Raw genomic sequence first — 12399 nt, forward strand, 5'->3', positions numbered from 1 at the left:
ATTCCTTGGCTTGTATAGTCAGCGCAGCGCCTGCCGCGAGCCCGCTATGGCAATAGCCGCGACAATGATCATCCCGGTAAATACGTCGCGCAAGCCCGAACCGAACCCGGCGGTATTGAGCAGGGTCGACACCATGAACAGGAACAATGCCCCGCCCCAAAGCCCGGGCACATTGGCCTTGCCGCCGGCCACCGACGTGCCGCCCAGCACCACGACCGCGATGGACGTCAACAGATATTCGCGTCCCATGGACAGCGACGATCCGCCCGAAAAACCTGCCAGCAAGGCCCCGCAAAGGGCGGCCAATGCGCCGGAGAGAACATAGGTGAGCAGCCGCGTACGCTCCACCGAAAGACCGGCAAACCGGGCGGCCCGCATGTTCTGCCCCGTAGCCAGCACCGTTCGCCCGAAGACGGTGCGATGCAAGACCACGCCGGCCAGGATCGACAGCATGATCGCCGCGATCGCCAGGACCGGGATTCCCAGAAACCGCGAAAACGTGAAATCGGAAAGAGCCGGCGGCGGCTTGATCTGCAGACCCCGGCCATAGCTGATGCCGACGGACTGGATGATGAAGCTTGACGACAGCGTCGCTACGATCGGCGGAATGCGCAGCAGCCGGATCAGCAGATAGTTGAAGGCGCCGATCAGAATGCCGGCGGCCAGCGCTGCCACGAGCCCCCAGAAGATCAGCCCGTTCTGGCCATCCATCACTTTCATGGCCACGGCGCTGGCCAGGCCGATGGTGGCGGGAATGGACAGATCGACATTGCCCGGCCCGAGCGTGATGACGAACATCTGGCCCAGCCCGACCATGACGGTGAACACCGAAAAGGACAATGCGGCGACCAGCATGCCTTCGGCGCCCTGTCCGGCTATGGTGAACGAGAGCACCCAGACCAGCAGGGCGCCCACGAAGGACCACAACCATACAGGCAGATTGCGGAAGTTCAGGGAGAAAGAGGAAAGGGTCCGGTCGTTCATTTTTCAGCTTTGCTGATGAGCACGCGCGCCGCGAGGATCAGGATCAGGAACATGCCCTGCGCCCCGACCTGCCATTCCTGCGGGATGCGGCCCCCGGGCAGAAACGGCACCTGGAAAAAATTCAGCGCCGAAGACGCGAGTTGCAGCACCAGGGCCCCGATCACCGCGCCGATGGGCGAAATGCGCCCGCCGACGAATTCGGCGCCTCCGATCACCGCGCCGGCGATCGACAGCAAGGTATAGCCCGTCGCCATATTGGCGTCGGCGCTGGAAGAGACCCCCACCAGCGTCATGCCGGACAGAACGCCGAAAATTCCGGCCAGCGCGAACATGACGACCTTGGCCTTGAGGATAGACCAGCCGGCCCGGCTGACCGCGCGGGCATTGCCGCCAACCCCGCGCAGCACCGCGCCATAGGACGAACGCATCAGGATCAGGTGCACGATGCCGGCGATCAGAATGGCCAGCAAGACCGGCATCGGGATCAGGGGCGGCTGAAAGCCCATCAGGTCCCGTAAAAAGCCCGGCGCCACACCGCCCGGCGTCGGACGGATCAGCACGGCCAGACCGGCCCAGAAAAAACTCAGCCCCAGGGTCACGACGATGGAGGGAACGTTGCGCAGGTGAATGATCACTGCCGCCAGCATGTAGACGAGCACGCCACCGCCCAGCATCAGCGCCGCCAGCAGCGGCGTTTCCGGCATATAGGTGGCGGTGACGCAGGCCACGAAGCCCACAAAGGCGCCGACCGACAGATCGAGCTCGTTGGTCGCCATGACGCACATCTGCGCCACCGTGGCCAGAGCCACCGGAATAGCCAGATTCAGCATCAGGTTGAGGCCGAAATAGCTGATAGCCCTGGGATTGAAGTACCATATGGCCACCAGGACGAGCACCAGCGACACGGCGGGCAGAGCCCCGCGCAGCAGGCGCTGGCGGGACGAAGACGCCAGATTCTGCCCGCGCCCCTGAATTGCGAGTTCCGTGCTCATGCAGCATCCTTGTCTTTGAACGAGGAGCCGATCACCCCGGCCTCGGTGATGTCATTACCTGCCAGCTCGCCCACGATACGGCCGTTCTGGAACACATAGACCCGGTCGCAATATTCGAGTTCTTCGAATTCGGTCGTGTACCAGAGAAAGGTCCGGCCGGCCGCCGCTTGTTCGGCGATGATGTCATAGACTTCCAGCTTGGTGCCGATATCAACGCCGCGCATCGGGTCATCCATGAGCACGACGGCCGAACTGGTCGAGAGGGCGCGGGCAAACAGCGCCTTTTGCTGATTACCGCCCGACAGGGACAGGATCTCATCGCTCAGCGAGGGAGCCTTGATGCCCATAATGCGCCCCCAGCGCCCCGAGAGGTCCCGTTCCTTGCCAGCCGACAGGAGCAAGCCGCTGCGCAGGGCCGGCAGCGATGCCACCGCTATATTGTCGGCGATCGACCAGAGCGGGAAAACGCCGTCGGCCTGGCGGTCGCCGGCGACGAACGACACATTGCCGTCCACCGACACGTCCCGACCGCGAGAGCCCGCCGCGTCGAAAACCCGCACGAGGAACTCGGTCTGGCCGTGACCCGAAAGTCCGGCGAGCCCGATCACTTCGCCCTTCCGGGCCACGAAGGGCAGGCCCCGTCCCGTTTCCTGGGCGCTCACGGCAATTGGCGCATCCGCCAAGGCGCGCTCCGAATGTTCCCGGGCCACCCGGCTGGGACGCTCCCCGCCGCTCATCAGGTCGACCAGGCTCTCGCGGGTGAATTGGTCGACAGGACCGGCAGCGACCAGCTGGCCATTTTTCATCACGGCAATCTGGTCGGAATAATCGAGGATTTCGCCGAGCAGATGCGAGATCAAGATGCAGGAAACGCCGTTCTGGACTTCCCGGCGCACGAATTCCAGCAATTGGCGCGCAGTGGTGGCATCCAGGGATGAGGTCGGCTCGTCAAGGATAACAAGCCGCAACACGCCCTCGCTGACGGTGAAGGCGCGGGCAATCTCGACCATTTGGCGCCGCCCGATCGACAGATCGGACACAACCGTTCCCGGCGTGATGTCATGTCCGGGGAAAATGCGGTCGAGCATGGCGCTGATCAGCCGGCCTGCTTTTTTGCGCCAGCCCAGGCCCTTGATCGAGGGATGAAGAATACGCGTATTCTCGGCAACGGTCAGGTTCGGGCACAAGGACAATTCCTGAAAGACGCAACGCAGTCCCAGTTTCTGGGCCAGGTGAACTGAAATGCGGTCGTGCTGTTCGCCGCCTGCCGTGATGCTTCCCGCATCGGGTCGCAGGGTTCCGGCCAGCACATGCATCAGGGTCGACTTGCCGGCCCCGTTGTGGCCGACAAGTCCAAGACACTTCCCCTCTTCGATCGACAAGTTGACATCGGAGAGGGCGCGCACCGCGCCAAAGGAGCGGGAAACCCCCGACAGCTCGATTGCCGTTTCGTTTGGCGCGGTCATGTGCCCTCGCTGTAACCTAGAGGTTGTCTTCGATCGCCTGAATGGCTTCCTCTTGCGAGTACTCCTTATTGGCAACGCCGCCGACCGGCGTATTGGCCACGGCCTCGTCAAGGGTCTCCTGGGTCACCGTCAGGTAGGGAACGATGACGTCCTTGGGGATTTCCTTGCCGTCGAGAATTTGCTGGGCAACCCAGAAGGCCAGCGTCGAGACGCCCGGCGCGATGGTGCCCGACCAGGTCTCATAGCCATTGGCGTCGCGCTGCTCCTGCCACCAGGCCAGCTCGTCCTGGCGGTTGCCCATGATGATGATCGGGACGTCCCGGCCTGCGGCGCGGAATGCCTGGGCAGCGCCATAGCCGTCGCCGCCTTGCGTGACGATCGCATCGACTTCGGGCAGCGATGGCAGCACGGTGGAGACCGCCCGCTGCGCCGTCGCCTGATCCCAGTCGCCCGTGGCCTCGCCCACGATGGTGAAATTGGGATGGGTCTTGACCCCGTCGGCAATTCCCTCGTGAATGAGATTGTCGATGGAGGTGCCGGCAAGGCCCCGGATTTCCAGGAGATTGCCGCCATCGGGCAGGCGGCCGGCGAGATAATCCAATTGCTGCTGGCCAAGCTGGCGGTAGTCCACAGCCACCCGCCATGCGCAAGGCTCGGAGACCACGCCATCGAAGGAAACCACGACGATTCCGGCGTCGCATGCAGCCTTGACCGCGCCATTCAGCGCATCGGGCGAGGCGGCGTTGATGACTATGGCGTCATAGCCCTGCAGGATGAGGTTCTGGACCTGGGCTGCCTGGGTGGGCACTTCCTGGTCGGCGGTGGTGAAGGTGTCCACCGCGGCAACGATGCCGTCGGCAACCGCCTGGCTGGTTACCTTCTCCCAGCTTTCAAGCATTGCCTGGCGCCATGAATTGCCGGCGTAATTGTTCGAAAGCGCAATGCGCATGCCCGAGGTTTCGGCATAGGCGACGCCGGTCAGGCTCGTCGAGACCAATATGGCGCCCACTAGAATAAGAGATTGCTTCACTTAAGTTCCTCCTCGCCGCCATGCGGCCGCTTTTGAACCATTCATCAGCACACAAGGTCAACCTGAGCAGTTTGCCTGCTTCTCGAAGGGCGACACGACTCACGTCGGGCCTGTGCGCGTTACGCTTGTGCGATCAATTTCGTAGTATATAGGATATTGAATGGCAAGGCGCATTATGGTGCTGTGCGGACGCTGCCGGCCGGGCTATCCAGCATCGTGGAAATAGAGATTCGCGCTCGGATCGAAGGGCAAAGGGCCGATAGGAGGGCATGCTGAACGCCATCAAGACTTTGGACAAAACCAGCTTGGCCGAGCAGGCCTATCACCACATCCGGGGCTTGCTGCTGGATGGCTTCGTCGAAGCTGGGGCGGTTGTCGGCATCGATACGATCGCCGTCACCCTTGGCGTCTCGCAGACCCCTATCCGCGAGGCGCTGGCGCGGCTCGAGGGGGATCGGCTGGTCGTCAGGCTCCGCAATGGACGTTACGCCGCCGCGCCTGCCATGTCCCTGGGAGACTACGCCCATCTCTATCACACGCGCCTGCTTCTCGAGCCGGCGGCGGCGGCGCTGGCGGCGCAAAACCGTTCCGAGCAGACGATTGCCGATCTCAAGCAATCCATCAAGCGCATGAATTCCGCCGGGCGGGGCACGCTCAGCCAGCTCTTTGTGAACTTCGTTGATGCCGACGCTCTGTTTCATCGCACCATTGCCACCGCCTGCGGCAATGTTTTCATCACGACGGCGCTGATGCACTTGCAGGCCAATCACCGCATCGGCCCGTTTTACCGCAGCCGCGGGGTGGTGGACGCCGACATCGTCATTCGCGAGCACACCGCCATCTGCGACGCTATCGGCGCGGGGAACCCCGACGCCGCCGAGGAGGCGATGCGGCGCCACATCGAGCGGTCACGCGATTTCGTCCTTGCATGGATGGCGCAACCCCCGTCCACCCCGCACAGCGCCATAACGGCTTAGGAGGAGCATTATGCCATTCATCAATATCCGGCTGGTCAGGGAAGTCATCGCCAGCGATCCGGAGGGCAAGAAAGCCGAGATCGCCGGCAAGGTGACCGACGCCATCACCGAGGCCACGGGCTTGGCTGCGGACGATGTGTGGGTGGTATTCGAGGAAGTTGCCGCACGTGACTGGTTTGTCGGATCCAAAAGCGTCCATACAAGGCGAAATTCCGACTAGCGCTGGCCTTTATGCTCAAATCATCGGTGCCTCGGCGCCGATGGGTTCATAGGTCAGCGCGCGGCAGAGCGGGATGTCGAAGCCGTCCTTGAGATCGGGACGCGCGGCGCCGTGAAAGATCAGCAGAAGATAATGCGGGCGGGGGCCGGCGCCGCGATGCGCCTCGGGATCGAGCATGTCCGCGAGGCGAGGCAGGCGGTCCCGCTCGGCCTGCCGTGGGGCCACGCCGCTGATGCACGAAAACCAGCGCTGCGGTCCGAAGGCCGACCGCCCGATCATCGGCTGGGGGCGGGACACCATGGCGATGCCGGGATCGCCGCCCCGGCGCTGCACGGCCCAGGCCGCCTCGCTTTGATAATTATCCGGAAAGGGAATGGCGGTCCGCTCGAATTGCAGGTTCGAAGGTCCACTATTTTGCAGCGAACAGCCGTATAGCGTCAGACAGATTGCAAATGCGGCCAGTCCTCTGAGCACGGCGTCATCCTCGCTCTATTTCGCTCATTAGGCATGATGTTCGAACTCGGTGCAAGTGTGCCCAATCCCTTCTGGGCGATGGCCGGAAATGCAGCATATATTCCAGCGCTGCTGACGATCTGAACAGTATATGTCTTCAAACGACAATAAAATTGTTTGACAATTCACCCGAAAGGCGCTTCGAGAAATGCAGCAGACATGGGGGCATTGCTGGATATGAATTCCAATACAGGTCAAGAGGCGCAATATGCCGACGAGGTGAGTTTAGGCGATCTGTTCCGGTCCTTATGGCAGTCGCGGGCCTGGGCGATAGGGGGCATGGTGATCGCCATGGCCATCGCCGGAGCGCTCCTGATCCTGCTGCATTTCCTGCGGGTGGATGCGACCACCTATAGTCAGGAGATCGCCTTCAAGATCGGCGGACAATCGGAGGCCAGATATCCCAATGGCACCAGTTTCTCGCCCAATGACTTGCGTTCGCCGGTGGTGCTCAATCGGGTCTATGATGATCTGGGCATTGCCGATTTCGGTCTGAGCTACCGGGAATTCGCCACCGCCGTCAGCGTTACGCCGTCTTCGGCCATTTATGAGGGCGTGGTCGGCCGCTATCGGGCCCGCCTGGCGGACACGTCGCTGACCTTTGAGGAGCGGCGGCAGATCGAGGCCGAATTCGGCTCGACGCTGACTTCCACCCTGTCGAGCGGGGCCACGGTCAATTTCAATGTGGTCGGAAGCGAAGTTCCTAAAAATGTTGGCTTGGCCGTCGTTTCCGCCATCCCCAATAGCTGGGCCGATATCTATATCAACCAGCTTGGCGTGCTCGACCTGCCATTCGATCAGTCTTCCAGCCTTATCGTGAGTCCTGAATTCCTGAATGCTCTCGATTATCCGGCCGCCTATGACGTCCTGGAAATGGCGTTTGTCACGGTGCGCGAGCGGATTAGGCAATTGCAGGCGATATCCGGCGCGCAGACCCTTATGGATGGCGATGGCGCGCGGACGATTTCCGATATCGAACGCGAAATCCAGCGTATGGAGCGCTTCTCGCTCGAGCAGGTGCTTGCGCCTCTTACCGAACTGGGCCTCAACAAATCGCCGGAACTGACCGGCGCGACCTATCGCTACAAGCTGGACGAACTCGATCGCCGGGTTCGCCTCGCCAAGGACAATGCGCAAATTCTCGATCAGGCGCTGCAAACAGCGACGGGGATGACAGCCGCCGCGGCGCCGAGCGCCGGCTCTACCGAGCCGCAGGTTCCCAGCACCATCGTGCAGCAATTCGGTCCGGAACTCGTCGATAGGCTGATCGGCATGTCGGTGGAAAATGCCGGCATCGATTTCCGCGAAACCCTCATCCAGAACAAGCTCAATTATGAGCGCGAGGCCATCGCCCTGACCTCCGAGCGGCAGAAGATCGCCCAGCGCCTGGCGCTGATCGTTGACGACCGGGCCATTCCCAATGCCGAGGAACTCGAAATTATCTTCCAGGAGGAGGCAACTCGGCTGGCGGAGGGGCTCAACCAGCAATGGCTGGCGATGGGATCGATATTGAATCAGGTCAATTTGGAACGGATCAATTTCGACAAGGAATTGTTCCAGCCGCTTCCCACCCTCAACCAGGTCGGTACCGCCGACCAGATGTCCATCCGCACTCTGGTGCTAACATTGGGCATGGCAGCCTTCGTCGGTCTGGTCGCCGGATTATTGGTGGCCTTCGTCCGCTTTTCGACGCGGCCACAGCCGGCAGCGGCCTGATTTACCGAAAGTTTCGCCGCCGACGCCGCAACGACCGAAATGACGATGCGCAAGTCCGTTCCAGCCTTTGGCCCCAATCATGGGCGGATCCGCAGGAACGTGCTGACAACGGCCTGTCCGAAGAAGGATTTTCTAAATCCGGGCAGGAACTTGTCCGCTGATCGCTTGCGATACCTGACCGGAAAGATAGGGTTGGCCGTCGCGCTGGCATCGCTGGCCCTGGCACTCAATCGGCGCCGGGAATGCTGGGGCGGCGACGAATTGGCCACGGCCGCTGACGGGAATGTTCGATGGAAGTACGGGTTGAAAATGTACGCAAGGAATTCGACCGGTTTCCGGCGCTGCACGATGTGTCGCTGGATATCGGTTCGGGCGAACTGATCGCGCTGCTGGGTCCCTCGGGCTCGGGCAAGACCACCCTGCTGCGCCTGATCGCCGGGCTGGAACGGCCGACTGCCGGACGCATCTTCTTCGGCGACGAGGATGCTTCCGAAAAGAGCGTGCAGGAGCGCAATATCGGCTTCGTGTTCCAGCATTATGCCCTGTTTCGCCACATGACCATTCTGGAAAATGTCGCCTTCGGCCTCAAGGTGCGGCCCAGATCGACGCGCCCGCCCGCCGGTGAAATCCGCCGTCGGGCGCTGGAATTGCTCGATCTGGTGCAGCTCTCGGGGCTGGAAAAGCGCTATCCCAGCCAGCTCTCGGGCGGCCAGCGCCAGCGCGTGGCCCTGGCCCGGGCCCTGGCCATCGAGCCGCGGGTTCTGCTGCTGGACGAGCCTTTCGGAGCCCTGGACGCCCAGGTGCGGCGCGAATTGCGCAAATGGCTGCGCGAAATCCACGAGCGCACCGGCCATACCACGATTTTCGTGACCCATGACCAGGAAGAAGCGCTGGAACTGGCAGACCGGCTCTGCGTGATGAGCCAGGGCCGGATCGAACAGGTGGGAACCCCCGACAGCGTCTATGACGCGCCTAGTTCGCCCTTCGTCTTTGGATTTATCGGGGAATCGAGCGAGTTGAAGGTGCAGGTGGACAAGGGCGATATCTGGCTGGGCGACCGCTCCTTGGGGCTTGTCGATTCCGGAGCCGATGGTCCGGGACGGCTGTTCTTCCGGCCGCATGATATCGAGCTGGTCGAGGGCGGTGCGGCTTTGGCCGGTGGCGTGGCGGCGAGCCGCCGGGTGGGCGGCACGCGGCGGGTGGAGCTGGAATTGGGCGCGGCGCATCGGGTGGAAATCGACCTGCCTTTCGACCATCCCCTCGACGACCGGGCCCCGATCGCGTTCCGGCCGAAACGCTGGATGCTCTATCCTGAGGGCTAAAGCTCCGGCGCCTCGGCGCTTCGCTTGATCCTGCCCGCCCTCCCGTCCTAAATGCGACCTGAGGGCCAGCATCATGATCACCTGTTTCGATATCGGCGGCACCTTTATCAAGGCGGCGACTGCCACGGGGCCGGAAAGTCTCGACCTGCTGGGCCGCCTGCCGACGCCGCGCGCCGATTTTGCCGCCTTTGTCGCCACCATTGCCGGCTTCATCGACCGGGGCGGCGCCCCCGCCGGAGCGCCGGTCGCCATTTCGGTCACCGGCGTGGTCGATCCGGAAACCGGCCTGGTGACGGTCGCCAATATTCCCTGCATCGATGGACGCAACCTGGCCGCCGATCTCGGTGCGGCGCTGAATCGCCCGGTGCGGGTGGCCAATGATGCCGATTGCTTCGTGCTGGCCGAGGCGCATGCCGGCGCCGGCAGGGGATATCGCGTGGTTTTCGGCGCCATTCTGGGCACCGGCGTCGGCGGCGGCATCGTCGCCGATGGCAGACTGTTTCGCGGGGCCGGCGGGCTATCGGGGGAATGGGGCCACGGCACCATCGTCGCCACCCAGCTATCGGTGTCGCCCTATCAGCTGCCGCATTTCGCCTGTGGTTGCGGACGCGCTGGGTGCCTCGACACTGTCGGCGGCGCCCGGGGGCTCGAAAGGCTGCATCGGCACCTGCATGACGCCACGCTGAACAGCACGGATATCGTCGAACTATGGATCGGCGGCGATGAGAAGGCCGACCAGACCATGGCACTTTATATCGAGCTGCTCGCCCGGCCCCTGGCCCTGGTCGTCAATGTCGTGGGACCCGACATCATCCCGGTCGGCGGCGGGCTCGGCAATTGCGTCCCGCTCATCGCCCGGCTGGACGCCGCCGTGCGCGGCTCTATCCTGCGACGCCTGGAGCGGCCATTGGTGGTGCCGGCGCAATTGACCGCCGATTCCGGCCTGCTCGGTGCGGCATATCTGGGGCTGGCGGAGAACGATCATGACATTGCTTGAGATTTGCGTCGATGACGCCGCCGGACTGGAAGTGGCCATCGAAGGCGGCGCCGACAGGGTCGAGCTCTGTTCGGTGCTGGAACTGGGCGGGCTGACGCCGACGCCCGGCCTGATCGCGCTGGCCTCCCACGCCAATGTCCCGGTGCGGGCCATGGTGCGTCCGCGCCCCGGCGATTTCGTGTTTTCCGAAAGCGACCTCCAGGCCATGCTGGCCGATATCGCCAGCATTCGCGCTGCCGGACTGGAAGGGGTGGTGCTGGGCGCCAGCCTGCCCGATGGGCGGCTCGACCTCGAAACGCTGGGCCCGCTGGTCGAGGCGGCATCCGGCCTCAAGCGGACGCTGCACCGCGCCATCGATCTGGTGCCCGACATGGCGGAGGCGGTGGAACAGGCCATTGCCTTGGGCTTCGACACCATACTCACCTCCGGTCGCGCCCATACGGCCCCGGAAGGCGTCGATGACATCGTCCTTGCGCATAAGGTTGCCGCCGGACGCATCACCATCATGGCCGGCTCCGGCCTCAATGCCGCGACCGCCCCGCTTCTGCTCGAGCGCGTACCGCTGGAGGCCCTGCACGGCGCCTGCGCCGCGCCGGCTCCTCCGGCGAGCGCATCAGCGGCAAGGCTGGGCTTCGACAGCCCGGCCCGCCGCGCGACAAGCCTGGTCAAGGTGACGGCACTCAGGACCGTTCTGGATAGAGGCGGGGCGACAGCATAAGCTTCTTCGCGATCTCCAAGCCGCCCGAATGGCCATAAAACCCGGATTGCATGAGCTGAGCGCAGAGACCTGTCGGTATTAGAATAACCAGCAGGCTATAAGATGGCGGGACGAATTCATTTCCAGCGGCGTCCCGGCTCTGAATAACTTATAGTGCTGGCATTGGTCTCGACAGATGACGTGATCGCGCCGAAATGGGAGGACTGACAATGAAGAAATTGCTTTTGGGTGCACTCGCCTTTGCATTGCTGGGCGGCACGGCATTTGCGGAGACCATCAAGATCGGTGTCGTTGGTCCGTTCTCGGGACCGGCGGCGTTGCAGGGCCGCAATTTCCAGGCCGGCATCGATGCCTGGCTGGCCATGAACGGCAAGACGGTCGGCGAGCATGAAATCGAACTGATCTATCGCGACCTGCCCGCCGCCGATCCGGCGCAGTCCGCCGCCCTGACCCAGGACCTGGTGGTCGGCGAGGGCGTGCAATATCTCGCCGGCTATTATTACACGCCCGACGCTATGGCCGCCGCGCCGATCCTGGAAGAGGCCAATGTGCCCATGGTCGTCTTCAACGCCGCGACCTCGGCGATCATGAATGCCAGCCCCTATGTGGTGCGCACCTCGTTCACCACCTGGCAGACCTCGACGCCGATGGCGGCGGTGGCGCGGGAGCGCGGCATCGACAAGGTCATCACCGTGGTGACCGATTACGGTCCGGGCGTCGATGCCGAGAATGCCTTCGTCAAGGGCTTTTCCGATGCCGGCGGCGAGATCGTCGAATCGATCCGCATGCCGATGAGCACCAATGATTTCAGCCCCATCATCCAGCGCATCAAGGATTCGGGCGCCGAAGCGGTCTTCGCCTTCCTGCCGGCCGGTCCGGAAACGCTGGGCTTCATGCGCTCCTATGTCGAGAACGGGCTCAAGGATGCCGGCGTCGCTCTCCTGGCCCCGGGCGACCTGACCCAGGAGCCGGACCTGTTCGCCCTGGGCGACAATGCCCTGGGCGTGCTGACCACCTTCCATTACGCGGTCAGCCACGATTCGCCGGAAAATGCCGCATTCGTCGAAGCCGCTTCCCAGGCCCTGGGCGGCGCCGGCGATCTGAGCTTCCCGGCCGTCGGCGCCTTTGACGGCATGTATGTGATTTCCAAGATGATCGAAGCCACCAATGGCCAGCAGGACGCGGCCGCGGCGGTCGAAGCCATCAAGGGCCTGTCCTGGACCAGTCCGCGCGGTCCGGTCTCCATCGATCCGCAGAACCGTCACCTCACGCAGAACATCTATCTGCGCGAAGTGGCGCTGGAGGACGGCCTCTACATCAACAAGGAAATCCAGACCTTCGAAAACCAGAACGATCCCGGCTGGCAGGCGCCTTAAGGAACGCATAGCAGGGCCCCTCCCTTGGAAAGGGGAGGGGTCGCGCCATCTCCGGGTCATTCCCACGCCAGCGGGAACCCCTGTTATT

General features: G+C 63.1%; 12 protein-coding genes. 7 read left to right on the top strand and 5 right to left on the bottom strand.

The window, feature by feature from the left end; all coding sequences use genetic code 11:
- Window positions 1–18 precede the first annotated feature (18 nt).
- From O9Z70_RS01380 to O9Z70_RS01395, 4 genes are read right to left on the bottom strand one after another with little or no spacing between them, the layout of a single operon-like run.
- Window positions 19–984, bottom strand: coding sequence for an ABC transporter permease (locus O9Z70_RS01380; RefSeq protein ID WP_286020719.1), 966 nt, complete (start codon window positions 982–984; stop codon window positions 19–21).
- Window positions 981–1976 (bottom strand): ABC transporter permease, encoded by a 996-nt coding sequence (locus O9Z70_RS01385; protein ID WP_286020720.1) that lies wholly within the window; start codon window positions 1974–1976, stop codon window positions 981–983. The genes O9Z70_RS01380 and O9Z70_RS01385 overlap by 4 nt, the downstream gene beginning before the upstream one ends.
- The gene (locus O9Z70_RS01390; protein ID WP_286020721.1) at window positions 1973–3442 is read right to left on the bottom strand and encodes a sugar ABC transporter ATP-binding protein; all 1470 of its coding nucleotides are present in this window, start codon (window positions 3440–3442) and stop codon (window positions 1973–1975) included. The genes O9Z70_RS01385 and O9Z70_RS01390 overlap by 4 nt, the downstream gene beginning before the upstream one ends.
- Before the next feature lie 16 nt (window positions 3443–3458).
- On the bottom strand, window positions 3459–4472 hold the full coding sequence (locus O9Z70_RS01395; protein WP_286020722.1) for an ABC transporter substrate-binding protein: 1014 nt from the start codon (window positions 4470–4472) through the stop codon (window positions 3459–3461).
- A gap of 269 nt (window positions 4473–4741) precedes the next feature.
- Between O9Z70_RS01395 and O9Z70_RS01400 the strand changes: the two genes are divergently transcribed.
- Together O9Z70_RS01400 and O9Z70_RS01405 are read left to right on the top strand one after the other, a co-directional pair.
- Window positions 4742–5449, top strand: coding sequence for a GntR family transcriptional regulator (locus O9Z70_RS01400; protein ID WP_286020723.1), 708 nt, complete (start codon window positions 4742–4744; stop codon window positions 5447–5449).
- Between the two features lie 10 nt (window positions 5450–5459).
- The gene (locus O9Z70_RS01405; protein ID WP_286020724.1) at window positions 5460–5669 is read left to right on the top strand and encodes a tautomerase family protein; all 210 of its coding nucleotides are present in this window, start codon (window positions 5460–5462) and stop codon (window positions 5667–5669) included.
- Window positions 5670–5684: 15 nt separating this feature from the next.
- On the opposite strand, the gene O9Z70_RS01410 is transcribed toward O9Z70_RS01405, so the two are convergent.
- A complete protein-coding gene (locus tag O9Z70_RS01410; RefSeq protein WP_286020725.1) occupies window positions 5685–6143 on the bottom strand; it encodes a hypothetical protein in 459 nt (152 codons plus the stop codon).
- 216 nt (window positions 6144–6359) lie between these two features.
- Here O9Z70_RS01410 and O9Z70_RS01415 point away from each other — a divergent pair, with 216 nt between their 5' ends.
- From O9Z70_RS01415 to O9Z70_RS01435, 5 genes are all read left to right on the top strand, one after another.
- Complete coding sequence (locus tag O9Z70_RS01415) at window positions 6360–7898, top strand: hypothetical protein (protein WP_286020726.1); 1539 nt, start codon at window positions 6360–6362, stop codon at window positions 7896–7898.
- Window positions 7899–8188: 290 nt separating this feature from the next.
- Entirely contained in the window at window positions 8189–9220 is a 1032-nt protein-coding gene (locus O9Z70_RS01420; protein WP_286020727.1) for a sulfate/molybdate ABC transporter ATP-binding protein, read from the top strand.
- A 73-nt stretch (window positions 9221–9293) separates the two neighbouring features.
- The gene (locus O9Z70_RS01425) at window positions 9294–10217 is read left to right on the top strand and encodes an ROK family protein (RefSeq protein WP_286020728.1); all 924 of its coding nucleotides are present in this window, start codon (window positions 9294–9296) and stop codon (window positions 10215–10217) included.
- Window positions 10204–10935 (top strand): copper homeostasis protein CutC, encoded by a 732-nt coding sequence (locus tag O9Z70_RS01430; RefSeq protein WP_286020729.1) that lies wholly within the window; start codon window positions 10204–10206, stop codon window positions 10933–10935. The genes O9Z70_RS01425 and O9Z70_RS01430 overlap by 14 nt, the downstream gene beginning before the upstream one ends.
- A 209-nt stretch (window positions 10936–11144) precedes the next feature.
- Window positions 11145–12311, top strand: a complete 1167-nt coding sequence (locus tag O9Z70_RS01435; RefSeq protein ID WP_286020730.1) for an ABC transporter substrate-binding protein — start codon at window positions 11145–11147, stop codon at window positions 12309–12311.
- Window positions 12312–12399 lie beyond the last annotated feature (88 nt).

Origin of the sequence: Devosia sp. YIM 151766 (assembly GCF_030285925.1) — a bacterium.
Lineage (GTDB): Bacteria > Pseudomonadota > Alphaproteobacteria > Rhizobiales > Devosiaceae > Devosia.